This is a genomic window from Streptomyces sp. NPDC039465, assembly GCF_055639315.1.
Genome location: NZ_JBVKAP010000003.1, coordinates 835641 through 859127 on the forward strand (window position 1 = coordinate 835641; position 23487 = coordinate 859127).

21 protein-coding genes are annotated in these 23487 nt (G+C 72.6%); 14 read left to right on the forward strand and 7 right to left on the reverse strand.

From position 1 onward, the window contains the following. Window positions 1-44: 44 nt before the first annotated feature. Both ACZ7LT_RS14200 and ACZ7LT_RS14205 read right to left on the reverse strand, forming a co-directional pair. The gene (locus ACZ7LT_RS14200) at window positions 45-2423 is read right to left on the reverse strand and encodes a Tex family protein (protein ID WP_471236286.1); all 2379 of its coding nucleotides are present in this window, start codon (window positions 2421-2423) and stop codon (window positions 45-47) included. A gap of 96 nt (window positions 2424-2519) precedes the next feature. Then, entirely contained in the window at window positions 2520-3380 is an 861-nt protein-coding gene (locus tag ACZ7LT_RS14205; protein WP_471236287.1) for an SCO6745 family protein, read from the reverse strand. A 230-nt stretch (window positions 3381-3610) separates the two neighbouring features. Here ACZ7LT_RS14205 and ACZ7LT_RS14210 point away from each other — a divergent pair, with 230 nt between their 5' ends. Together ACZ7LT_RS14210 and ACZ7LT_RS14215 are read left to right on the forward strand one after the other, a co-directional pair. Beyond that, on the forward strand, window positions 3611-4582 hold the full coding sequence (locus ACZ7LT_RS14210) for a GlxA family transcriptional regulator (RefSeq protein ID WP_471236288.1): 972 nt from the start codon (window positions 3611-3613) through the stop codon (window positions 4580-4582). A 193-nt stretch (window positions 4583-4775) separates the two neighbouring features. After that, entirely contained in the window at window positions 4776-5432 is a 657-nt protein-coding gene (locus ACZ7LT_RS14215; RefSeq protein ID WP_471236289.1) for a DJ-1/PfpI family protein, read from the forward strand. On the opposite strand, the gene ACZ7LT_RS14220 is transcribed toward ACZ7LT_RS14215, so the two are convergent. Beyond that, window positions 5420-6157 carry an enoyl-CoA hydratase/isomerase family protein gene (locus ACZ7LT_RS14220; RefSeq protein ID WP_471236290.1) on the reverse strand — a complete coding sequence of 246 codons (738 nt, stop codon included), beginning with the start codon at window positions 6155-6157 and terminating at the stop codon, window positions 5420-5422. The genes ACZ7LT_RS14215 and ACZ7LT_RS14220 overlap by 13 nt on opposite strands. 330 nt (window positions 6158-6487) lie before the next feature. Between ACZ7LT_RS14220 and ACZ7LT_RS14225 the strand changes: the two genes are divergently transcribed. Then, window positions 6488-6982 (forward strand): ATP-binding protein, encoded by a 495-nt coding sequence (locus ACZ7LT_RS14225; RefSeq protein ID WP_471236291.1) that lies wholly within the window; start codon window positions 6488-6490, stop codon window positions 6980-6982. On the opposite strand, the gene idi is transcribed toward ACZ7LT_RS14225, so the two are convergent. The 4 genes from idi to galE form a co-directional block, all read right to left on the reverse strand. Continuing rightward, window positions 6948-7562: an isopentenyl-diphosphate Delta-isomerase gene (gene idi / locus ACZ7LT_RS14230; protein ID WP_471236292.1), complete on the reverse strand. Its 615-nt coding sequence runs from the start codon at window positions 7560-7562 to the stop codon at window positions 6948-6950. The genes ACZ7LT_RS14225 and idi overlap by 35 nt on opposite strands. Before the next feature lie 132 nt (window positions 7563-7694). Further along, window positions 7695-8984, reverse strand: a complete 1290-nt coding sequence (locus ACZ7LT_RS14235) for a GNAT family N-acetyltransferase (RefSeq protein WP_471236293.1) — start codon at window positions 8982-8984, stop codon at window positions 7695-7697. 228 nt (window positions 8985-9212) lie between these two features. Further along, window positions 9213-10154, reverse strand: a complete 942-nt coding sequence (locus ACZ7LT_RS14240; RefSeq protein WP_471236294.1) for a cation diffusion facilitator family transporter — start codon at window positions 10152-10154, stop codon at window positions 9213-9215. Window positions 10155-10309: 155 nt separating this feature from the next. Next, a complete protein-coding gene (gene galE / locus ACZ7LT_RS14245) occupies window positions 10310-11302 on the reverse strand; it encodes a UDP-glucose 4-epimerase GalE (protein ID WP_471236295.1) in 993 nt (330 codons plus the stop codon). A 284-nt stretch (window positions 11303-11586) separates the two neighbouring features. Between galE and ACZ7LT_RS14250 the strand changes: the two genes are divergently transcribed. The 11 genes from ACZ7LT_RS14250 (at window position 11587) to ACZ7LT_RS14300 (ending at window position 23428) form a co-directional block, all read left to right on the forward strand. After that, on the forward strand, window positions 11587-13371 hold the full coding sequence (locus ACZ7LT_RS14250; RefSeq protein WP_471236361.1) for a DUF5941 domain-containing protein: 1785 nt from the start codon (window positions 11587-11589) through the stop codon (window positions 13369-13371). Next, window positions 13368-14117: a phosphocholine cytidylyltransferase family protein gene (locus ACZ7LT_RS14255; protein WP_471236296.1), complete on the forward strand. Its 750-nt coding sequence runs from the start codon at window positions 13368-13370 to the stop codon at window positions 14115-14117. The genes ACZ7LT_RS14250 and ACZ7LT_RS14255 overlap by 4 nt, the downstream gene beginning before the upstream one ends. Continuing rightward, window positions 14105-15166 (forward strand): iron-containing alcohol dehydrogenase family protein, encoded by a 1062-nt coding sequence (locus ACZ7LT_RS14260; protein WP_471236297.1) that lies wholly within the window; start codon window positions 14105-14107, stop codon window positions 15164-15166. The genes ACZ7LT_RS14255 and ACZ7LT_RS14260 overlap by 13 nt, the downstream gene beginning before the upstream one ends. Continuing rightward, window positions 15144-15923 (forward strand): CDP-alcohol phosphatidyltransferase family protein, encoded by a 780-nt coding sequence (locus ACZ7LT_RS14265; RefSeq protein WP_471236298.1) that lies wholly within the window; start codon window positions 15144-15146, stop codon window positions 15921-15923. The genes ACZ7LT_RS14260 and ACZ7LT_RS14265 overlap by 23 nt, the downstream gene beginning before the upstream one ends. 8 nt (window positions 15924-15931) lie before the next feature. Then, window positions 15932-16804 carry a glycosyltransferase family 2 protein gene (locus ACZ7LT_RS14270; protein WP_471236299.1) on the forward strand — a complete coding sequence of 291 codons (873 nt, stop codon included), beginning with the start codon at window positions 15932-15934 and terminating at the stop codon, window positions 16802-16804. 104 nt (window positions 16805-16908) lie between these two features. Then, a complete protein-coding gene (locus ACZ7LT_RS14275; RefSeq protein WP_471236300.1) occupies window positions 16909-17838 on the forward strand; it encodes an ABC transporter permease in 930 nt (309 codons plus the stop codon). Next, a complete protein-coding gene (locus tag ACZ7LT_RS14280; protein ID WP_019890658.1) occupies window positions 17831-18604 on the forward strand; it encodes an ABC transporter ATP-binding protein in 774 nt (257 codons plus the stop codon). Before ACZ7LT_RS14275 ends, ACZ7LT_RS14280 begins: the two co-directional genes overlap by 8 nt. Window positions 18605-18992: 388 nt before the next feature. After that, a complete protein-coding gene (gene hpnC / locus ACZ7LT_RS14285; protein ID WP_471236301.1) occupies window positions 18993-19907 on the forward strand; it encodes a squalene synthase HpnC in 915 nt (304 codons plus the stop codon). Then, window positions 19904-20854 (forward strand): presqualene diphosphate synthase HpnD, encoded by a 951-nt coding sequence (gene hpnD, locus ACZ7LT_RS14290; RefSeq protein ID WP_471236302.1) that lies wholly within the window; start codon window positions 19904-19906, stop codon window positions 20852-20854. The genes hpnC and hpnD overlap by 4 nt, the downstream gene beginning before the upstream one ends. Before the next feature lie 94 nt (window positions 20855-20948). Further along, window positions 20949-22331 carry a hydroxysqualene dehydroxylase HpnE gene (hpnE, locus tag ACZ7LT_RS14295; protein ID WP_471236303.1) on the forward strand — a complete coding sequence of 461 codons (1383 nt, stop codon included), beginning with the start codon at window positions 20949-20951 and terminating at the stop codon, window positions 22329-22331. After that, entirely contained in the window at window positions 22328-23428 is a 1101-nt protein-coding gene (locus ACZ7LT_RS14300) for a polyprenyl synthetase family protein (RefSeq protein ID WP_471236304.1), read from the forward strand. Before hpnE ends, ACZ7LT_RS14300 begins: the two co-directional genes overlap by 4 nt. Window positions 23429-23487: the final 59 nt, after the last annotated feature.

Consider the following 23487-nt stretch of genomic DNA (forward strand, 5'->3'; position numbering starts at 1 on the left):
GGCGCCGGCACCGCATGCCGCCACCCCACCCGCCCCTCTGTCCGCTACTTACGGCCCTTCGGGTCCAGCAGCCCTGCCTTGCGCAGGGCGTCCGCCATCGCGCTGTTCGCGGGCGCCGGTGCGCCCTGGCCGCCACGGCCCTGGCCGCCCTGCCGGCGGTCCCGGTCCCGGCCGCCGCCACCGCCCTGCCGCTGCTGCGGCGGACGGCCGCCGCGCTCCCGCTCACGCTTCGGAGGCGCCTGGTCGCCCGCCTCGTCGTCCAGGCGCAGGGTCAGCGAGATCCGCTTGCGCGGCACGTCGACGTCGAGGACCTTCACCTTCACCACGTCGCCCGGCTTCACCACGTCCCGCGGGTCCTTGACGAAGGTCTTCGACATCGCCGACACATGGACCAGCCCGTCCTGGTGCACACCGATGTCGACGAACGCGCCGAACGCCGCCACATTGGTCACCACGCCTTCGAGGACCATCCCGGAGGAGAGGTCGCCGATCTTCTCCACGCCCTCCTTGAAGGTGGCCGTGCGGAACGCCGGACGCGGGTCGCGGCCCGGCTTCTCCAGCTCGCGCAGGATGTCGGTGACGGTCGGCAGACCGAAGGTCTCGTCGACGAAGTCGTCTGCGCGCAGCGAGCGCAGTACGCCCGTGTTGCCGATCAGCGAGGCGACCTCGCCGCCCGTCGTCTTCACCATCCGCCGCACCACCGGGTACGCCTCGGGGTGCACGCTGGACCCGTCCAGCGGGTCGTCCCCGCCGCGGATCCGCAGGAAGCCCGCACACTGCTCGTACGCCTTCGGGCCGAGCCGCGGCACGTCCTTGAGGGCCTTGCGGGAGCGGAACGGGCCGTTGGCGTCCCGGTGCGCCACGATGTTCTCGGCGAGTCCCGCGCCGATGCCGGACACCCGCGAAAGCAGCGGCGCGGAGGCGGTGTTGACGTCGACGCCGACGCCGTTCACACAGTCCTCGACGACCGCGTCGAGGGAGCGGGACAGCTTCACCTCGGACAGGTCGTGCTGGTACTGGCCGACGCCGATCGACTTGGGGTCGATCTTGACCAGTTCGGCGAGCGGGTCCTGCAGGCGGCGCGCGATGGAGACGGCGCCGCGCAGGGACACGTCGAGCCCGGGGAGCTCCTGGGAGGCGAACGCGGACGCCGAGTACACCGACGCGCCCGCCTCCGACACCATCACCTTGGTCAGGCCGAGCTCGGGGTGGCGGGCGATCAGGTCGGCGGCGAGCTTGTCCGTCTCCCGGGAGGCGGTGCCGTTGCCGATGGCGACCAGCTCGACCGCGTGCTCCTTCGCGAGCCGCGCCAGCTTGGCGAGCGCCTCGTCCCACTTGTTGGCGGGCACGTGCGGGTAGATCGTGTCGGTGGCGACGACCTTGCCCGTCGCGTCGACGACGGCGACCTTCACGCCCGTACGGAAACCGGGGTCGAGGCCGAGCGTCGCCCGCGTCCCGGCCGGGGCGGCCAGCAGCAGGTCGCGCAGGTTCGCCGCGAAGACGCGGACCGCCTCGTCCTCGGCCGCCGTGCGCAGCCGCAGCCGCAGATCGATGCCGAGGTGGACCAGGATCCGGGTGCGCCAGGCCCAGCGGACCGTGTCCAGCAGCCACGGGTCGCCCGGCCGGCCCCGGTCGGCGACGCCGAAGCGCCGGGCGACCAGGCCCTCGTACGTGGAGGGGCCGCCGTTCTCGGCGGGGGTCTCCGGCTCCAGCTCCAGGGAGAGGACGTCCTCCTTCTCGCCGCGGAGCATCGCGAGGATCCGGTGCGAGGGGAGCTGGGTGAAGCCCTCCGCGAAGTCGAAGTAGTCGGCGAACTTGGCGCCGGCCTCCTCCTTCCCGTCCCGGACCTTGGCCACCAGCCGGCCCCGGCCCCACATCCGCTCGCGCAGCTCCCCGATGAGGTCGGCGTCCTCGGAGAAACGCTCGGCGAGGATCGCCCGGGCGCCGTCCAGGGCGGCCTGCGGATCGGCGACGCCCTTGGCGGGGTCGACGAACGCGGCCGCCGCGGCGGCCGGCTCCACGGACGGATCGCCGAGCAGCCCCTCGGCCAGCGGTTCCAGACCCGCCTCGCGCGCGATCTGCGCCTTGGTGCGGCGCTTGGGCTTGAAGGGCAGGTAGATGTCCTCCAGCCGCGCCTTGGTGTCGGCGGCCCGGAGCTGGGCCTCCACCTCGGCCGTCAGCTTGCCCTGCTCGCGTACGGAGTCGAGGATGGCGGTCCGCCGGTCCTCCAGCTCCCGCAGATAGCGCAGCCGTTCCTCGAGCGTGCGCAGCTGCGCGTCGTCGAGCATCTCGGTCGCTTCCTTGCGGTAGCGCGCGATGAACGGCACGGTCGAACCGCCGTCGAGCAGCTCGACGGCCGCCCTCACCTGTCGCTCGCGTACGCCGAGCTCCTCGGCGATCCTGCCTTCGATGGACGTCGTCACGTGTCCCGACTCGCCTTCTCGTGCCTCAAGCTTGCGCCTGCATTCTGCCGGTTCGCCGCCCCGAGCGCCGCAACCGCCCCCGCCGCGCGGCGCAGCTCAGCTCTTTCCGGTCAGGTCGGCCGGAAACGCGCCCGCCGCAAGCGCCCGCTCCAGGAAGCCCCGGCCGAGCTCGGTCAGCCGTGCCACACCGGCCGCGCCGAGGTGCTCGTAGGGCGCCGCGTCCAGCCGGTCGGTGTGGTCCTCGAGCGCGGCGCGCAGCGCGGTGCCGTCCTCGGTCAACTCGCCGTCTGCGTCGAGCAGCCCGCGCTCGCGCAGCCGTCCCGCGGCCGCCTCCCAGTCCGCGCGCCGCCAGCCGCGGGAGCCGAGCACCCAGCGCGGTGACATGCCCTTGCCGGTGGCGGTGTGGCTGACCAGGGCCTCCAGCGGGTCGAGCCCGACGGTCAGCAGCGCCGCGAGATGGCCGTCGCCGCGGTGTTCGCGCAGCAGGGTGGCCGCGTGCCAGTAGGCGAGATGCGGCTGCTCGGGCACCGGCAGGTCGGCGTGGGCGGAGTACAGCGGCCGGGCGTGCCGGCCGCACGCCTCGGCGGCGGTCAGCGCCAGGCGGGCGGCCTCCTTCATCTCGGCGGAGTCCACGGCGTCGCCGAGGAGCCGCCGCAAGGTGGCGTCGACGACCCGCAGCCGTGCCTCAAGGACCTGCTCGGGGGAGGCCGCGCGCCAGACGGCGGGCAGGTGCTGGGCCAGCAGGGCGTGGTTGTAGTTGTAGAAGGCGGCGGCGACGGTGCCGGGACCGACGGCCCCGAGAGCGGCGCTACGGGCGGCGAGCCGGGCGGCGGCGCCGTCGGTGATGCCGAGGGCGGCGAATTCGCGGTCGCAGTCGGGGGAGAAGTAGTGCGTCGAGTGCAGCGGGTTGAGGACGTTGTGGCAGCGGCGTCCGGCACGTGCGGGCAGAGAAGTCATGGACGGCACGTTACCGACTGGTCGGTACGGAGGGAATGCGGGGGCGGTACGTAGTCGGACGGCGACCCGGGGGCGGTTTGTCCCCCACCCCGCCCCTTCCCGAAACCCTGCCGGGGGCAGGTGGTGGCCGGGCTGCCGCCGGGACGCGCGGCGCGGGTGTTCCCGCATGGCAGGAAAGGTGGGGTCTTCGTCATTGCGGCCACAGTGCGCCCCGGCGAAGGATGAGGGTCATGACGAAGCGACCCGTCCTCGTCGTCCTCTTCGACGGCGTGCAGAGCCTGGATGTCACCGGACCGGTGGAGGTGTTCGCGGGTGCCGGGCAGCTCGCCGGCTCCGGGGACGCCTATCCGATCCGTACCGCCTCGCTCGACGGCGGGCCCGTGCGCACCCAGAGCGGGCTGCGCATGCTGCCCGACTCCACGCTGGCGCAGGCCGGCCGGCCGCACACCCTGCTGGTTCCCGGCGGCGACGGCACCCGCGTCCCCGACCCGCGCCTGATCGACTGGCTGCGGGACAACGGCCCGCGCGCCACCCGGCTCGTCTCGGTGTGCACCGGCTCGCTGCTGCTCGCCGAGGCCGGGTTGCTCGACGGCCGGCGGGCGACCACGCACTGGTACGCCTGCGACCATCTGGCCCGGCACTACCCCGAGGTGACCGTCGAGCCCGACCCGATCTTCGTCCGGGACGGGAACGTCGCCACCTCCGCCGGGGTCACCGCCGGGATCGACCTGGCGCTCGCCCTGGTCGAGGAGGACCTGGGCCGGGACGCCGCGCTCACCATCGCCCGCGCGCTGGTGGTGTTCCTGCGCCGCCCGGGCAACCAGGCGCAGTTCAGCGCCCAGCTCGCCGCCCAGACCGCGAAGCGTGAACCGCTGCGCGAGCTCCAGGCCTGGATCGCCGACCATCCCGAGGCGGACCTGTCCGTGGAGGCGCTCGCCGCCCGCGCCCGGCTCTCACCCCGGCACTTCGCCCGCGCGTTCCAGGCGGAGACCGGCACGACCCCGGGCCGCTACGTCGACCGGGTACGCCTGGAGCACGCACGCCGCCTCCTGGAGGAGTCGGCCGACGGCGTCCAGGAGGTCGCGCGGGCCGCGGGCTACGGCACCGCCGAGGCGATGCGGCGCGCCTTCGTCAAGGCGATGGACACGGCCCCGGCCGACTACCGCCGCCGCTTCCACGCACCCGTACAGCCGGCCCGCTGATCCGGGCCGGCTCCACCACCCCGTGCCGCCGGCCGCTGACCGCGTCGGCTCCACCACCCCGTACCACGCACCCGTGCCCCCGCACCCGTAACGCCGCCCGCCGACCGCGGCCGGCCCACCACCCCACGCACCCGCCCGCACCCGTACCGCCGGCCCGTCGACCGCGGCCCGGCCCACCGAAAGGGAAACTGGCATGCAGATCGCCATCCTCCTGTACGACGACTTCACCGTCCTCGACGCCGTCGGCGCCTACGAGCTGCTCGGCCGGCTGCCCGGCGCCGAGACCGTGTTCGTCGCCAAGGAGACCGGGCCCGTCCGGGGCGATCAGCGCAGTCTCGCGCTGGTCGCCGACAAGACCCTCGCCGAGGTGCCGCGCCCCGACATCGTGCTGGTGCCCGGCGGTCCCGGCACCTGGCCGGCCATGGGGGACGAGGAGATCCTTGGCTGGCTGCGCGCGGCGGACGCCACCAGCACCTGGACGACGTCGGTCTGCACCGGCTCACTTGTCCTCGCCGCCGCGGGGCTGCTCAAGGGCCGCCGGGCCACCTGCCACTGGCTCTCGCTGGAGGAGCTCGCCGCCAAGGGCACCGAGGCGACCGGCGAGCGGGTCGTCTTCGACGGGAAGTACGTCACGGCCGCCGGTGTCTCCGCCGGCATCGACATGGCGCTGCACCTGCTGGGCCGGATCGCGGGCGAGCGGACGGCCCAGATCGTCCAGCTGCTGACCGAGTACGACCCCCAGCCGCCGTACGACGCGGGCTCACCGGAGAAGGCCCCGGCCGAGGTGGTCGCCTACTGGCGCGAGCTGGCCCAGCAGCCCGAGGCCGCGGGGCTGGTTCAGCCGTCGTAGGTGAAGCGCGGCGACCTGCGCTCCAGGAAGGCGGCGACCCCCTCCGCGGTGTCGCCGCTGCCCCGCGCCCGCTGCGCCCAGTGCGCGTCCCGGTCGGTGCGGCCGTCGGCGAACTCCTTCGCCGCGGCCTGCGTCAGCAGCGAGCGCGCCACCAGGACGCGGGTGAACTCCACCACCCGCTTGTCCAGTTCACCGGCGGGCAGCACCTCGTCCACCAGACCGGTGCGCAGCGCCCGCCCGGTGTCGATCAACTCGCCCGAGAAGAGGAGGTACTTGGCGGTCGACGGGCCGACCAGGGCCACCAGGCGGCGGGTGGAGGAGGACGGGTAGACGATGCCGAGCTTGGCCGGGGTGATCCCGAACAGCGCGCCCTCCTCGGCGAACCGCAGGTCGCACGCGGCGGCCAGCTGGCTGCCGCCGCCCACGCAGTAGCCGCGCACGGCGGCGATGGTCGGCTTGGGGAAGGCGGCCAGCGCCTCCTCGGCCCCCACGGCGAGGGCCTGCTGCTCGTCGCCGGGCTCCCGCAGCGTGGAGATGTCGGCCCCGGCGCAGAAGGTCGTACCGGCGCCGGTCAGGACCAGGGCCCGTACCAAGCGGTCCTCGGCGAGCGTGCCGAGGAGCGCGGGCAGCGCCCGCCACATGTCCGCGGTCATGGCGTTGCGCTTGGCGGGGTTGTTGATGACGACCGTGGCGACGCCGTCCGCGACACTGTGTTCCAGCTGCATGCGCCGGATGCTATCCGGGCAGGTCGCCCGCACGATCGGAAGGGTCGCAGGGGGGCGTCGCGAGCAGGCGCGTATGCCCGCCCCGACCACGACGGGCCCGGTCCGCCGGCCACCGGCATCGGCGGCCGTCGTATCGTCAGCCTGGTCGCCGAACAGACCTCGAAGCCATCACACGCAGAGCAGAACCAGTCGCAGAACTGGCGCTGCCACACACGTCCGGTCAGAAAGCATCGATACGTGTCGACTTCTGGTCACTAGGTCGGTCCGGACCAGCTCATTCCCAAGACTCGATTCGTGGCGACAATCGAGCACGAGGGTGGGAGCCGGACTATGGAGAGCCGCGGGAGCATCCCCGCCCGGCCACCGTCGTACGAAGGGGTCTGGCGCTTCACCGCCCCCGCGGTCGACGTCTCGGTGCCGCAGGCCCGGCACGCCGTACGCGACCTGCTGAACCGTCAGCGCGTCCCCGCCCACGACGACCTCGTCCAGGGGCTGCTGCTGATCGTCTCCGAGCTGGTCACCAACGCCGTGAAACACGCGGCCCTGCTCTCCCCGCAGATCGGGGTCGAGGTGGCGATCGGCCCCGAGTGGATCCGGGTCTCCGTCGAGGACAACCACCCCTACCGGCCCAAGGCACTGGAGGCGGACGACGCCCGCACCGGCGGCCGGGGGCTGCTGCTGGTGCGGGAGATCGCCCTGGAGGCGGGCGGGGCGTGCGACGTCGAGCACACCGCGAGCGGCGGAAAGATCATCTGGGCCGCACTGCCCCTGTCGCCCCCGGTCTACGGGATCACCAGCCCCCCGTCTGCCCCGTCAGCTCCTTGACCGCCGGACGCGCCGCGTCCAGGACGGTCATGAACCACGCGGAGAACGGCGCGGAGGCATGCCGCTCGGCCAGCTCCTCGGCCGTCACGAACGCGGTCTCCTCCACCTCCTCCGGGTCCGGCCGCAGCGGAGCCTGCACCATGCCCACGAAGAGGTGGTTGAACTCCTGCTCCACCAGCCCCGACGCCGGGTCGGGGTGGTTGTAGCGGACCGTGCCCGCCTCGGCGAGCAGCGTCGGCGAGACCCCGAGCTCCTCGTACGTACGCCGCGCGGCCGCCGCGAACGGCGCCTCGCCGGGGTACGGGTGCCCGCAGCAGGTGTTCGACCAGACGCCGGGGGAGTGGTACTTGCCCAGCGCACGCCGCTGCAGCAGCAGCCGCCCGGACTCGTCGAAGAGAAACACGGAGAACGCCCGGTGCAGCTGCCCCGGCGCCTGATGGGCGGCGAGCTTCTCCGCCGTTCCGATGGTGTTGCCGTCCTCGTCGACCAGTTCGAGCATGATCGACGGATCCGTCCCGTTGGACGGCTGCGTTCCGTTCGACGACGAGCTGTGTGCCACGGGGGCTGGTGTGGTCGGCATACCCATCCTTCGCATCGGTCCTCGGCCCTGTCGGGCCATCTCAGTCTGCCGCACAAAACCGGCTTGTCCGTACTTGGCCTGCCGGGCATGTCCCCCCCGCGCCGCGCCGCAGCGCGACGCGGGGGCACACGGTCAGACGCCGAAGGCCGCCGGATAGGTGATCGTTCCCGTGGGCAGCGGCCCGGAACCACGCCCGGCCACCTCGAGCGCGAGCGCCATCATGGCCTCGTCCGGGACCTCGAACGGCGCCAGAATGCCGAAGCGGGACGCCGGAGTGAAGCCGAACCTCGGGTAGTAGTCCGGATGTCCGAGGACCAGCACCAGCCGCTCACCCGCGAGCCGCGCCGCGTCAAGCACCGCCCGGACCACCGCCTGCCCGGCGCCGGTGCGCTGATGGGCCGGGGCCACCGACACCGGCGCCAGCGCCGCCGCCGGAGCCCCGTCCACCCGGCAGCGGGTGATCAGGGCGTACGCGGCGACCGTGCCGTCTGGGGGTCCCCCCACGCCGCAGGGCGTAGGGGGAGCCTCGGCCACGTACGAAAGACCCGGCAGCCAGGCCGACTCGTCGGCGCGCAGGGCGTCGACGAGGGCGGCCTCCTCCGGCGTCGGGAACGCGGCCGCGTTGACCAGGCGTACGGCGCCGATGTCCGCGACGGTCTCCGGACGGGTGCGCCACCGGTCGTCGCGGCGGCGCAGGACATAACCGGTGTAGCCGTACTCGGCGCCGTGGTCGCGGCGCATGGCGATCTCCGCGCGGGTCGCGGCGAGGGCCTCGGCCATGCCGGGCGCCGCCGGGTCGGTGGCGTCGGCACGTGCGCCGAGCGGACGGTAGTACGCGTCCCAGTCGGACTCCGGCTGCCCCACCACGCCGAGGACGTGGTAGCCGGCGTCGACCGCCGCCGCGGTGTTCTCGGCGGTCGTCCGCAGGGAGTAGTGCGCGTCCCAGAACGCGCGGGCGTCCGGCCCCGCGTCGGGGACGGTCCATTCGCACTCGGTGACCACGAGGATCCCGCCGGGTGCGAGCAGCCGGCGCCAGGAGCGCAGGGCGGTGTCGAAACCGATCGAGTAGACCGAGCTCTCCGCCCAGATCAGGTCGAAGGAACCATCCTCGTAGGGCAGTTCGCCCATGTCGGCGTTGACAGCGGTGACGGCGTCACCGAGCCCGCGGTCGGCCGCGGCCCGCCGCAGCTCGTCGAGGAACGGCTCGTGCAGATCCACCGCCGTCACCCGCGCACCCGCCTCCTCGGCGAGCAGCAGCGCGCTGCGGCCCGGGCCGCAGCCCAGGTCGAGGACGCGCGGCCGCCGCGGCAGCGGACCGCAGAGCGAGAGCAGACGGCGGGTGGTGTCGTCGGAACCGGGACCCTGCCGCGGAAGACCGTGGTGCAGGGTGAAGAAGGCGTGTACGGAAGCGTTGTCGGACAACGTGGGAAACCCTTTGGTGAAGCGGGCCCCGGCCGACGTGTGACGTCAGGTCAGCCGAAGGCCCGGAAGCTGAGGTCGATGCTGATCCGGGCGCTGCGCTGGGCAGCCCTCACCGCGACGGTCATCAACCTCAGCTCCTCTCACACCACGTCATACACGCGTACGACCTTCTCAGCCTAACAGCGGCCGGTGACGGTGATCGGCGGCGACGGCGACGGGCCTTGGCCGTCAGTGGCAGAGCTTCGCCTCGTGGGCGGCGTGACCGCTGGGCTCCAGCTGGAAGGTGCAGTGCTCCACGTCGAAGTGGTCGCCGAGGCAGCCCTGGAGATCGTGGAGCATCTTCTCGTGCCCCATGGAGTCCAGCACTTCCTGGGCCACCACCACATGCGCCGAGAGCACCGGCATCCCGGACGTGATGGTCCAGGCGTGCAGATCGTGGATGTCCTCCACACCGGGCAGCGCCAGTATGTGGGCCCGTACCTCCGCCATGTCCACGCCCTTGGGCGCCGCCTCCAGGAGTACGTCGAGCGTCTCGCGCAGCAGCTTGAGCGTGCGCGGCACGATCATCAGGCCGATCACCAGCGAGGCGATCGGGTCCGCCGCCTGCCAGCCGGTGGCCAGGATGATCCCGGCCGAGACCAGGACCGTCACCGAGCCCAGCGCGTCCGCCAGCACCTCCAGATAGGCGCCGCGCACATTGAGGCTCTCCTTCTGGCCCTTCATCAGCAGCGAGAGGGAGACCATGTTGGCGACCAGGCCCACGAGCGCGAAGGCGATGGCCACACCGCCCTTGGTCTCGGCCGGTTCGATGAACCGCTCGATCGCCTCGTACAGCAGATAGCCGCCGACGCCGAGCAGCAGCAGACAGTTGGCGAGCGCCGCGAGGATCTCGGCGCGGGCGAAGCCGAAGGTGCGGTTCCCGCTCGCGGGCCGGTTGGCGAAGTGGATCGCCAGCAGGGCCATCGCGAGTCCGACCGCGTCCGTCGCCATGTGCGCGGCGTCGGCGATCAGGGCCAGGGAGTCGGCGAGGATGCCGCCGACGATCTCGACGACCATCACGGACAGGGTGATCGACAGTGCGATGCGCAGCCGCACCTTGTAGGCATTGGCGGCGGTGCCGGTGGGCACCGGCCCGCCGTGTGTATGCCCGTGGTCGTGCCCAGCCCCCATGAGAGCGCCTCCCGGTCGACGGAAAAAATCTCCTACGGCCATGAGTGAACTACGGGTGGGGGGTATGCGCAAGCCGGTGTTGAACACCGTTGTCATATGCTCTGACCTGCGGTTATGCCCTCCGGGTGTGTTCGCAGGTCAGGGCCCCGGAACGATCAGAGAGCCGCGCCGTGACCGTTTGCGGGCCGGTGCAGACACCAGCCCTCCCATGCCGACTCCACCATCTCGCGCACCCCGCGCGAGGCGGTCCAGCCGAGCTCCCTGGCGGTCTTGTCCACCGAGGCCACCGCCCGCGCCGCGTCACCGGGGCGCCGCTGGGAGACCACCGGCGCGTGACGGCTCCCGGTGACCTCGGTCACCAGATCGCCGAGCTCCCGCACCGAGACCCCGTCACCGCGGCCGATGTTCAGCGTCAGATCGCCCGCCCCCGACCGCTCGGCCAGCCGCCGCGCGGTCGCCAGATGCGCCTCGGCGAGATCGGCGACATGGATGTAGTCCCGGACGCAGGTGCCGTCCGGCGTCGGATAGTCCGCGCCGAAGATCCGCGGCGCCTCACCCCGGCTGATCCGGTCGAAGTACATCGGGATGATGTTGAACACCCCGGTGTCCGCCAGCTCCGGGCGCCCGGCGCCCGCCACGTTGAAGTACCGCAGACAGGCCGTCGCGATCCCGTGCGCCTGGCCCGTCGCCCGGACCAGCCACTCGCCGGCGAGCTTCGTCTCGCCGTACGGGTTGATCGGCGCCGCGGGGGTGTCCTCGGTGATCAGCTCCACGTCCGGGACGCCGTAGACCGCCGCCGAGGAGGAGAACAGGAACCGCTCGACCCCGGCCGCCGCCACCGCTTCGAGCAGCACGGTCAGTCCGTGCACGTTCTCGCGGTAGTACCGCAGCGGCTGCGCCACGGACTCGCCCACCTGCTTCTTCGCCGCGAGATGCACCACACCGCTCACCGCGTGATCGACCAGCGTCCGCGCGACCAGCTCCTGGTCGGCGATCGAGCCGTGGACGAGCGGCACACCGGCCGGCAGCCGCCCGGACACCCCGGTCGACAGATCGTCGAGGACGACGATCCGCTCCCCGGCCTCCGCCATGGCCCATGCCACATGGGCCCCGATGTAGCCGGCCCCGCCCGTGATCAGCCAAGTCATGCCGGTCAGCATACGGGGCCGCCCGTCGCGGACGCCGGGCCTCCGGGGGCGGGGGCCGGGGGCGGGTTTGGAGGGCGAGGCGGTGATCAACGATGATGATCCCTCCGGTCCCGGGCCGCCCCCGCGCCCCGCGGGCCCGGTGAACGGGCGGGGCCGCACACCGGAAAACCTCGGTGAACTCGACCTTCCGTTCATCCGATAGCCTCAGCCGACGCGCGCCGCCGCCCGGACCGTGGGCCGAGCCGCCGTGGACCAGCCCTGTCAGCTCCAAGGAGTGAGTTCCTCTGTCGACCGCCATCCTCACCGGTCCGCCGGTACCCGGATCGCCGCTCGAAGGGGATCTGCGGTCGCTGGGCTTCGACGTCAAGGTCGCCTACGGCCCCTGGGAGATCGGCACCCTGCTCGCCGCCGTCCCGGCCGACCAGCGCGTCGCCGTGGTGGACCCCCGCTTCGTCGGCCACCGCCACACCCTGCGCCTGGCCCTCACCGACCCCCGCTTCCCCGCCGCCCGCGCCACCGGCGCGGTGACCGCGCAGCCCGAGGCGCGCCCCGCACTCACCCGCGCGCTCGCCGGCGCCCCCGCCACCGGCTGGCACCACCCCGCGGACACCCTCGCCGAGGCGCTCGCCGCCGACGGCGTCGCCGTGCACCGCCCCGAGCTCGGCTCGCTCGTCGCCGCCGTGCCCGAGGACGCCCAGAGCCGCGCCCGGGCCACCGCCGCCACCGCCGCCGTCGACGACGAGGCCGTCCGGCTGCGCTCCGCGGTCAAGGCCCACGACGGCTTCTTCACCACCTTCTTCATCAGCCCGTACTCGCGCTACATCGCCCGCTGGTGCGCGCGGCGCGGACTGACCCCCAACCAGGTCACCACCGCCTCGCTGCTCACCGCGCTGGTCGCGGCCGGCGCCGCGGCCACCGGCACCCGCGGCGGCTACGTCGCCGCCGGCATCCTGCTCCTGGTCTCCTTCGTCCTGGACTGCACCGACGGGCAGCTCGCCCGCTACGCGCTGAAGTACTCCACGATGGGGGCCTGGCTCGACGCCACCTTCGACCGGGCCAAGGAGTACGCCTTCTACGCGGGCCTCGCCCTCGGCGCCGCCCGCAACGGCGACGACGTCTGGGCCCTGGCGCTCGGCGCAATGGTCCTGATGACCTGCCGCCATGTCGTGGACTTCTCCTTCAACGAGGCCAACCACGACGCCACCGCCAACACCAGCCCCACCGCCGCCCTCTCCGACCGGCTCGACAGCAAGGGCTGGACGGTCTGGGCCCGCCGCATGATCGTGCTCCCGATCGGTGAGCGCTGGGCGATGATCGCCGTCCTCACCGCCGTGACCACGCCCCGCGTCGTCTTCTACGCACTCCTCGTCGGCTGCGCCTTCGCCGCCTGCTACACCACCGCCGGCCGCGTCCTGCGCTCGGTGACCCGCAAGGCCCGCCGCACCGACCGGGCCGCCCAGGCCCTGTCCGACCTCGCCGACTCCGGCCCGCTCGCCGAGCTCACCGCGCGCCTGCTGCGCCGGCTGCCCCGGCCGCCCGCGCCGCTCATCGCCGCCGCGGCAGCCGCGCTGATCCTCGCCGTCGCCTGGACCCAGCCCTTCGGCAGCGCCTGGACCGCCGTCGCCGCCGGCGGCTACGCGATCCTGGCCGGTCTCGCCGTGGCCAAGCCGCTCAAGGGCGCCCTGGACTGGCTCGTCCCCCCCTTCCTGCGCGCCGCCGAATACGGCACTGTGCTGCTGCTCGCCGCCAAGGCGGGCGTCCCCGGGGCGCTGCCCGCGGCTTACGGCCTGGTCGCGGCCGTCGCCTACCATCACTACGACACGGTGTACCGCATCCGCGGGGGCACCGGCGCGCCGCCCGCGTGGCTGGTGCGGACGATCGGCGGCCACGAAGGCCGGACGGTCGCGGTGGCGGTCCTCGCCGCCGTGCTGTCCCCGCGCGAGGACCACTTCACCCTCGGGCTCGTCGCCTGCGCGGTCGCCGTGGCGCTCGTGGTGCTCGTGGAGTCCATCCGCTTCTGGGTGTCCTCCGGAGCACCCGCCGTACACGACGAAGGAGAACCCGCATGATCGGCCTCGTACTGGCAGCCGGTGCCGGACGGCGTCTGCGCCCCTACACCGACACGCTCCCGAAGGCCCTCGTGCCGGTGGACCCCGCCGGAGACGGTTCGACCACCGTCCTCGACCTCACCCTCGGCAACTTCGCCGAGATCGGCCTCACCGAGGCCGCCGTCGTCGTCGGCTACCGCAAGGAGGCCGTGTACGCGCGCAAGGAGGAGCTGGAGGCGAAGTACGGCCTCACGCTCACCCTCATCGACAACGACAAGGCCGAGGAGTGGAACAACGCCTACTCCCTGTGGTGCGCCCGTGACGTCCTGAAGCGGGGCGTCATCCTCGCCAACGGCGACACCGTCCACCCGGTCTCCGTCGAGCGCAGCCTGCTCGCCGCCCGAGGCGAGGGCCGGAAGATCATCCTCGCCCTCGACACGGTCAAGCACCTCGCCGACGAGGAGATGAAGGTCATCACCGCCGACGGCCAGGGTGTGCGGCGCATCACCAAGCTGATGGACCCGGCCACCGCCACCGGTGAGTACATCGGTGTCACCCTCATCGAGCCCGAGGCCGCCGAGGAGCTCGCGGACGCCCTGAAGACCACCTTCGAGCGCGACCCTGACCTCTACTACGAGGACGGCTACCAGGAAATGGTGGACCGGGGCTTCCAGATCGACGTGGCGCCCATCGGCGACGTCAAGTGGGTCGAGATCGACAACCACGACGACCTCGCGAAGGGCCGTGAGATCGCGTGCCTGTACTGACCCGGCTCATTCCGTCCCCGGTCGTCGTCGACATCAGCCGCGGCGCCATGGACGATCTGGCCGGCCTCCTGGCCGACCAGCGGATCTCCGCGTCCGGCAAGCTCGCCTTCGCGATCAGCGGCGGCTCGGGGCAGAAGCTGCGCGAGAAGCTCGCGCCCGCCCTGCCCGGCGCCGACTGGTACGAGGTCTGCGACGGCACCCTCGACTCCGCGGTCAAACTCGCCGACGACATAAAGGGCAGGCGCTACGACGCCGTGGTCGGCCTCGGCGGCGGCAAGATCATCGACGTGGCGAAGTACGCCGCCGCGCGCGTCGGCCTGCCCATGGCCGCCGTCGCCACCAACCTCTCCCACGACGGCCTGTGCTCGCCGGTGTCCATCCTGGACAACGACAACGGCCGCGGCTCCTACGGTGTACCCACCCCGATCGCGATGGTCATCGACCTCGACGTGATCCGGGACGCGCCGGCCCGCTTCGTCCGCTCCGGCATCGGCGACGCCATCTCCAACATCTCGGCCATCGCCGACTGGGAGCTGTCGCACGAGATCACCGGCGAGCCGGTCGACGGCCTGGCCGCCGCGATGGCCCGCACCGCCGGCGAATCCGTGCTGCGCCACCCCGGCGGCGTCGGCGACGACGACTTCATCACCGTCCTCGCCGAGGGACTGGTCCTCTCCGGCATCGCCATGTCGATCTCCGGCGACTCCCGGCCCTCCTCCGGTGCCTGCCACGAGATCAGCCACGCCTTCGACCTGCTCTATCCGAAGCGGGCGGCCAGCCACGGCGAACAGGTCGGCATCGGCGCAGCGTTCGCCATGCACCTGCGCGGCGCCAGCGCGCAGTCGGGACTGTTCACCGAGGTGCTGCGCCGGCACGGCCTGCCGGTGCTGCCCGAGGAGATCGGCTTCACCGTCGAGGAGTTCGTCGCTGCCGTCGCGTACGCCCCGCAGACCCGGCCCGGCCGCTTCACCATCCTCGAGCACCTCGACCTCTCCACCGATCAGATCAGGGACGCGTACGCCGACTATGCCAAGACCATCCGTAGCTGAACTCCGCCCGGTCGTGCACCCGGCGGGTGTGAAGGACCGGCGCAGCGGAGAGCACTGGGGCGGCCGCCTGTACATGCGCGAGATCTCCCTGCGCATCACCCGCCTCCTGGTCACCACCAAGGTCACGCCGAACCAGCTGACCTACGTGATGACCCTCTGCGGCGTCCTCGCGGCCCCCGCCCTGCTCGTGCCGGGCGTCTGGGGAGCCGTCCTCGGCGTCGTGGCGGTCCAGCTCTACCTGCTGCTCGACTGCGTCGACGGCGAGGTCGCCCGCTGGAAGAAGCAGTTCTCGCTCGGCGGCGTGTACCTGGACCGGGTCGGCGCCTACCTGTGCGACGCGGCGGTCCTCGTCGGCTTCGGCCTGCGCGCGGCCGACCTGTGGGGCCCCGGCCGGATCGACTGGCTCTGGGCCTTCCTCGGCACCCTCGCCGCCCTTGGCGCCATCCTGATCAAGGCCGAGACGGACCTGGTCGGGGTCGCCCGGCACCAGGGCGGACTCCCGCCGGTCAAGGAGGCGGCCTCCGAGCCGCGCTCCTCGGGCATGGCACTGGCCCGCCGGGCCGCCGCCGCGCTCAAGTTCCACCGGCTGGTCCTCGGGATCGAGGCGTCCCTGCTGATCCTGGCCCTGGCGATCGTGGACCAGGTCCGGGGCGACCTGTACTTCTCGCGGCTCGGTGTCGCCGTCCTCGCGGGCATCGCCCTGCTCCAGACGGTGCTGCACCTGGTCTCCATCCTCGTCTCCAGCAGGCTGAGGTGAGCCGCGCCATGAAGCTCGGTGCCGTCATCATCACGATGGGCAACCGCCCCGACGACCTTCTGGCCCTGATCGACTCGGTCGCCAAGCAGGACGGCGAGCCGATCGAGGTCGTGGTCGTGGGCCAGGGCGTGCCGGTGACCGGCGTCCCCGACTGGGTACGCACCGTCGAACTGCCGGAGAACCTCGGCATCCCCGGCGGCCGTAACGTCGGCATCGAGGCCTTCGGACCCGGCGGCACCGACGTCGACGCCCTGCTCTTCCTCGACGACGACGGTCTGCTCCCGCAGACCGACACCGCCGAACTGGTCCGCGAGGCCTTCGCCGCCGACCCGAAGCTGGGCATCATCAGCTTCCGGATCGCCGACCCGGACACCGGCCAGACCCAGCGCCGGCACGTGCCGCGGCTGCGCGCCTCGGACCCGATGCGCTCCTCGCGGGTGACCACCTTCCTCGGCGGCGCCAACGCCGTGCGCACCGCGGTCCTCGCCGAGGTCGGCCCGCTGCCGGCCGAGTTCTTCTACGCGCACGAGGAGACCGATCTCGCCTGGCGGGCGCTGGACGCCGGCTGGATGATCGACTACCGCTCCGACATGGTGCTGTTCCACCCCACCACGGCGCCCTCCCGGCACGCGGTCTACCACCGCATGGTGGCCCGCAACCGGGTCTGGCTCGCCCGCCGCAACCTGCCCGCGCCGCTGGTGCCGGTCTACGTCGGCGTCTGGCTGCTGCTCACGCTGGCCCGGCGCCCCTCGCCCGCCGCGCTGAAGGCCTGGTTCGGCGGCTTCAAGGAGGGCTGGGCCACACCCTGCGGTCCCCGGCGCCCCATGAAGTGGCGTACGGTATGGCGCCTGACCAGACTGGGCCGCCCACCCGTCATCTGACCGGCTCCGGATCTGAGAGCATCGAACCCGGCCCGTGATCCGGCCGCCACACCCGTCCCCGCCGCCCGACCCGCCACGCATCTTGAACACGAAAGTTTCAACTTGTGAGTGACACAACCCATGACGGTGCGATCGCGATGAGCGCTCCGCCATCTCCCGACGAGGGCCTGTCCCCGGCGGACCTGGCCGCCAAGTACGGTCTGTCGGTGAGCGGCGCCCGGCCGGGGCTCGTCGAGTACGTCCGCCAGCTGTGGGGACGACGCCACTTCATCCTGGCGTTCTCCCAGGCGAAGCTGACCGCCCAGTACAGCCAGGCCAAGCTCGGCCAGCTGTGGCAGGTGGCCACCCCGCTGCTCAACGCGCTGGTCTACTACCTGATCTTCGGGCTGATCCTGAACGCCAGCCGCGGCATGCCGAAGGAGGTGTACATCCCCTTCCTGGTGACGGGTGTGTTCGTGTTCACCTTCACCCAGAGCTCCGTGATGGCGGGTGTCCGCGCGATCTCCGGCAACCTCGGCCTGGTGCGGGCCCTGCACTTCCCGCGCGCCTCGCTGCCGGTCTCCTTCGCGCTCCAGCAGCTCCAGCAGCTGCTGTTCTCGATGATCGTGCTGGTGCTCGTGGCGATCGGCTTCGGCAGCTATCCGTCGCTGAGCTGGATCCTGGTCGTCCCCGCGCTCGCCCTGCAGTTCGTCTTCAACACCGGCCTCGCCCTGATCATGGCGCGGCTCGGCAGCAAGACCCCCGACCTCGCCCAGCTGATGCCGTTCATCATGCGTACGTGGATGTACGCGTCCGGGGTGATGTTCTCCATCCCGATCATGCTGCGCGACAAGCCGGCGTGGATCGCGGACGTGCTGATGTACAACCCGGCGGCGGTCTACATGGATCTCGTACGGTTCGCGCTGATCGACGGCTACGGCTCGGAGAACCTGCCCGCGCACGTCTGGCTCGCCGGCCTCGGCTGGGCCGTACTGATCGGCATCGCCGGTTTCGTCTACTTCTGGAAGGCCGAGGAGAGGTACGGCCGTGGCTGAGACCAGGATCCCCACCGTCATCGCCGACGACGTCCACATCGTCTACCGGGTCAACGGCGCCGCCGGCGGCAAGGGCAGCGCGACCGCCGCCCTCAGCCGCATGGTCGGCCGCGGCAAGGGCGAGCCGCGAGGCGTGCGCAAGGTGCACGCCGTGCGCGGAGTGTCCTTCACCGCGTACCGCGGCGAGGCCATCGGCCTCATCGGCACCAACGGCTCCGGCAAGTCGACCCTGCTGCGGGCCATCGCCGGTCTGCTGCCCACCGAGAGCGGCAAGGTCTACACCGACGGCCAGCCCTCGCTGCTCGGCGTCAACGCCGCGCTGATGGGCGACCTCACCGGTGAGCGCAACGTGATTCTCGGCGGCCTCGCCATGGGGATGTCCCGTGAGGAGATCCGCGAGCGCTACCAGGACATCGTCGACTTCTCCGGCATCAACGAGAAGGGTGACTTCATCACCCTGCCCATGCGGACGTACTCCTCCGGCATGGGCGCCCGGCTGCGGTTCTCCATCGCGGCGGCCAAGAACCACGACGTCCTGATGATCGACGAGGCGCTGGCCACCGGTGACCGCAAGTTCCAGATCCGCTCCGAGGAGCGCATCCGTGAGCTGCGCAAGGAGGCCGGTACGGTCTTCCTGGTCACCCACAGCAACAAGTCGATCAAGGACACCTGCGACCGGGTCCTGTGGCTGGAGAAGGGCGAGCTCCTGATGGACGGCCCGACCGACGAGGTCCTCAAGGCCTACGAGCGCGAGACCGGGAAGTAGCCCGCGGCCGCGTGAGGCCCCCGCCGGAGCACTCCGGCGGGGGCCGTCGTCCGTGTCCGCTCCGCCACGCCGGGTCACAGAACAGGTCAAGTCCCCGTCGGCGTGGGAAGGTTGGCCCACGATGTCCTGTTCTCACCGGTGTGCTCAACACCCCCACGCGGCGGGAGTCGTTGTACAACGTAAGCTGTACCGGTGCTCATTCGTGGCAAGTGGGGCGATAACCCCTAGGTCTTCCGCCCGCCCGGTGGGCGCTCCACTTGGGGGGACCGGCGGCGTGTCCGAAATAGGATGTATTGGGTCGGCAGTGTAGAACGGGAGATGTGACGGCAATGACGGATAATCTCCAGCTCCGCGAGGGTTCAGCCGTCCCCGCAGCGGGCAGCGCGCAGTGACGGATACCCAGCAGCCGCGCCCCGACGCCGCCGTGCGCGCCACCCTCGACAAGGCCGCGCACGAGAACTTCCCCGTGGCCCCCTTCTTCCTGCCGCGCGCCTGGCGCGACGACCTCATGGCCGTCTACGGCTACGCCCGCCTCGTCGACGACATCGGCGACGGCGACCTCGCCCCCGGCGGCGCCGACGCCCGCCACCTCGGCGTCGACCCCGACGACGCCGACCCGCTCTCCCTCCTCGACGCCTTCGAGGCGGACCTCCGGCGTGTCTTCGCCGCGGACGACACACCGCACCACCCGCTGCTGCGCGCCCTCGTGCCGACCGTCCGCCGGTGCGGGCTCACCCCCGAGCCGTTCCTCGGCCTGATCGCCGCCAACCGCCAGGACCAGCTGGTGCGCCGCTACGAGACGTACGACGACCTCGTCGCCTACTGCGAGCTCTCGGCCAACCCCGTCGGCCGGCTCGTCCTCGGCATCACCGGCACCGTCAGCCCCGAGCGGCTGCGCCACTCCGACGCCATCTGCACCGCGCTGCAGATCGTCGAACACCTCCAGGACGTCGCCGAGGACCTCGGCCGCGACCGCGTCTACCTGCCCGCCGAGGACATGAAACGTTTCCATGTCACCGAGGCCGACCTGGCCCGGCCCACCGGGGGCGCGTCGGTGCGCGCGCTGGTCGCCTTCGAGGCCGAACGCGCCCGGGACCTGCTGAATGAGGGCACACCGCTGGTGGGTAGCGTCCACGGCAGGCTGCGTCTGCTGCTCGCGGGGTTCGTGGCGGGAGGGCACGCCGCCCTCGACGCCGTCGCCGCCGCCCGACACGACGTACTGCCACGGCCGCCCAAGCCCACCAAGCCGAGGCTGATGCGCCGCGCGGGAGCCGTCCTGCGACAAGCGCGGAGAGAGGGGTGAGCCGGACCGTGGAGGGACAGACGGAGATGACCGCGCCGGTCCAGGCCGCGTACAGCTACTGCGAGGCCGTCACCGGCGCACAGGCGCGCAACTTCGCGTACGGGATCCGGCTGCTGCCCACCGAGAAGCGGCAGGCGATGTCGGCGCTGTACGCCTTCTCGCGCCGGGTCGACGACATCGGCGACGGCGCGCTCGCCATGGAGGCCAAGCACGACCGGCTCGAATCCACCCGCGACCTCCTCGACCGGATCCGGCAGGGCGCCGTCGACGAGGACGACACCGACCCCGTGGCCGTCGCCCTCGCGGACGCCGCCCGCCGCTTCCCCATCCCCCTCGACGGCCTCGACGAACTCATCGACGGCGTCCTCATGGACGTGCGCGGCGAGACCTACGAGACCTGGGACGACCTCAAGGTGTACTGCCGGTGTGTCGCCGGCGCCATCGGCCGGCTCTCCCTCGGCGTGTTCGGCACCCAGCCCGGCGCGCCGGGCGCGGAGCGTGCCGCCGAGTACGCCGACACGCTCGGCCTCGCCCTCCAGCTGACGAACATCCTGCGGGACGTGCGCGAGGACGCCGCGAACGGCCGTGTCTACCTGCCAGGTGACGATCTCGCCAAATTCGGCTGCTCCGACGGCTTCCGCACCGCCACCCGCGCTCCCGGCGCCGACTTCACCGGCCTCGTCCACTTCGAAGTGCGCCGCGCCCGGGCCCTGTTCGCCGAGGGCTACCGCCTGCTGCCCATGCTCGACCGGCGCAGCGGCGCCTGCGTCGCCGCGATGGCCGGGATCTACCGCCGCCTGCTCGACCGGATCGAACGCGACCCGGAGGCGGTCCTGCGCGGCCGCGTCTCGCTGCCGGGCCGGGAGAAGGCGTACGTGGCGGTGCGCGGCCTCTCCGGCCTGGACGCCCGCACGATGTCCCGCCAGACGATCAGGAGGCGCGGCTGATGCTCCGTACCCCCGCCATCACCGCCCCGCCGGCCCGGGCAACCCGGATCCCCGGCGGTGCGTCCATGACTGCGACGGTTCGAGGGGAGGCCGCATGAGCGCGCCCGAGGCGGAGCAGCACGCCGTCGTCGTCGGCGGCGGGCTCGCCGGCACCACCGCCGCGCTGCGGCTCGCCGACTCCGGCGTACGGGTCACCCTGCTCGAAGGGCGGCCCCGGCTCGGCGGCCTCGCCTTCTCCTTCCGGCGCGGCGAGCTCACCGTCGACAACGGCCAGCACGTCTACCTGCGCTGCTGCACCGCCTACCGCTGGTTCCTCGACCGCGTCGACGGCGCCGCCCTCGCCCCGCTCCAGGACCGCCTCGACGTTCCCGTCCTCGACGTCGCCCACCCCCGCGGCCCGCGCCTCGGCCGGCTGCGCCGCACCGCGCTGCCCGTGCCCCTGCACCTGGCCCGCAGCCTCGCCACCTACCCGCACCTGTCGCTCACCGAACGCGCCGCCGTCGCCCGCGCCGCGCTCGCCCTGAAGAAGCTCGACCCGGCCGACCCCGCCCTCGACGGTATCGACTTCGGCACCTGGCTCGGCCGCCACGGCCAGTCCGCCCGCGCCGTGGAAGCCCTCTGGGACCTCGTCGGCGTGGCCACCCTCAACGCCACCGCCCCGCACGCCTCCATGGGGCTGGCCGCCATGGTCTTCAAGACCGGACTGCTCTCCGAGCCCGGCGCCGCCGACATCGGCTGGGCGCACGTCCCGCTCGGCGAACTCCACGACACCCTCGCCCGCAAGGCCCTCGACTCCGCCGGCGTCCGCACCGCCCTGCGCACCAAGGCCACGCGTATCTCCCGTGACGGCGACGGCCGTTGGACCGTGGACGTACCCGGCGAGCAGCTCACCGCCGACACAGTCGTCATGGCCGTACCGCAGCGCGAGACGCACGACCTGCTGCCCGACGGAGCCCTCGACGACCCCGGCAGCCTCCTCGACATCGGCACCGCGCCGATCCTCAACCTCCATGTCGTCTACGACCGCAAGGTGCTGCGTCAGCCCTTCTTCACCGCCCTCGGCTCCCCGGTGCAGTGGGTCTTCGACCGCACCGACAGCTCCGGGCTGAAGGACGGCCAGTACCTCGCGGTCTCCCAGTCCGCCGCGCAGGACGAGATCGACACGCCCGTCGCCGAGCTGCGCGCCCGCTATCTCCCCGAGCTGGAACGGCTGTTGCCCGCCGCGCGCGGCGCCGGCGTACGGGACTTCTTCGTCACCCGGGAGCGGACAGCGACGTTCGCCCCCACCCCGGGCGTCGGCCGGCTCCGCCCCGGCGCCCGGACCCGCGCCCCCGGCCTCCACCTGGCCGGCGCGTGGACCGCCACAGGCTGGCCCGCGACCATGGAGGGCGCCGTACGCAGCGGCTTCACCGCCGCGGGCGCCGCGCTCACCGCACTCGGCCGCCCCCACGAACATCCGCTCAAGGAGGCGGCATGAGCCTGATCACTGGAACTAGAGGAGAGACCGTGCCGACTGTGCCCCCGGTGAATCCGGCCGTCGACACCGCCGACGTCACCACGCTGCTGGAGCGCGGCCGTACGCTGGCCACGCCCGTGCTCCGGGCCGCCGTCGACCGGCTCGCGGCGCCCATGGACACCGTCGCGGCCTACCACTTCGGCTGGATCGACGCCCAGGGCAACCCCGCCGACGGCGACGGCGGCAAGGCCGTCCGCCCGGCGCTCGCCCTGCTCTCCGCCGAGGCCGCCGGAGCCGCCCCCGAGGTCGGCATCCCCGGCGCCGTCGCCGTCGAGCTGGTGCACAACTTCTCGCTCCTGCACGACGACCTCATGGACGGCGACGAGCAGCGCCGCCACCGCGACACCGTCTGGAAGGTGCACGGCCCCGCGCAGGCCATCCTGGTCGGCGACGCGCTCTTCGCCCTCGCCAACGAGATCCTGCTGGAGCTCGGCACCGTCGAGGCCGGCCGCGCCACCCGCCGGCTCACCACCGCCACCCGCAAGCTGATCGACGGCCAGGCCCAGGACATCTCCTACGAGCACCGCGAGACGGTCACCGTCGAGGAGTGCCTGGAGATGGAGGGCAACAAGACCGGCGCCCTGCTCGCCTGCGCTGTCTCCATCGGCGCGGTCCTCGGCGGCGCCGACGACCGCACCGCCGACAAGCTGGAGGAGTACGGCTACCACCTCGGCCTCGCCTTCCAGGCCGTCGACGACCTCCTCGGCATCTGGGGCGACCCCGAGTCCACCGGCAAGCAGACCTGGAGCGACCTGCGCCAGCGCAAGAAGTCCCTGCCGGTGGTCGCCGCGCTCGCCGCCGGCGGACCTGCCTCGCAGCGCCTGGCGGAGCTGCTCGCCGCCGACGCCAAGAGCCAGGACTTCGCCAGCTTCTCCGAGGAGGAGTTCGCCACCCGCGCAGCCCTCATCGAGGAGGCGGGCGGCCGCTCATGGACCTCCGACGAGGCCCGCCGCCAGCACGCCGTCGCGCTCGCCGCCCTCGAAGAGGTCGACATGCCGCCCCGCGTCCGGGCGCAGCTGTCCGCGCTCGCCGACTTCGTCGTCGTACGGAAGAGATGATCACCATCACCCTCATATGAGTTCGCAGTCGCCGGCCGGTGCCGCCTCCTGAGCGTGAG